This window comes from Trebonia kvetii, from assembly GCF_007827045.1.
Classification (GTDB): Bacteria; Actinomycetota; Actinomycetes; order Streptosporangiales; family Streptosporangiaceae; genus Trebonia; species Trebonia kvetii.
In genome coordinates, this window is the sequence record NZ_RPFW01000032.1 from 1 (window position 1) to 513 (window position 513).

1 protein-coding gene is annotated in these 513 nt (G+C 34.5%); it reads left to right on the forward strand.

Features of this window, described 5'->3' with window-relative positions:
- Window positions 1-190: 190 nt before the first annotated feature.
- On the forward strand, window positions 191-513 hold a 323-nt coding region (locus EAS64_RS42825), incomplete at its 3' end, for a NusA N-terminal domain-containing protein (protein ID WP_281283404.1).

Genomic DNA, 513 nt, shown 5'->3' on the forward strand with positions numbered 1-513 from the left:
AAGCACAAACGATGGTTAAATTTTAAAGATATGACAGGATTTATTGATTTTTCTAAAGAGAGTCAATAATTAGAAGCTGAGTTCGATTTCCTTGAGTTAGGCGAAAATGTAAAACTTCCTTGATTCAAGGTAGTCGAACTTAGCTTATATTAAAAATGAAATTTTCTTCTAAAAAGAAAGAGAGACAAAAATGAGCAAAGAAATGCTGAACGCATTTGCAATGTTAGAAGAGCAAAACGGCATCAAATCTGAGATTGTTATTGAAGCGATTGAGCAAGCTATCACAGCAGCTTACAAGCGTCAATATGGTCAAGCACAAAATGTTAAAGTTATCTTTGATGAAAAGAAAGGAAACTTCAATGTTTATTCGACTCGTGAAGTCGTGGATGAAGTTTTCGATAGTCGTCTTGAAATTTCACTTGAGGCTGCGCATGAATTAAATCCTCACTATGAAATTGGCGACAAAATTATGTTTGACGACAAACCAAAAGATTTTGTTCGTACTGCTGCTGG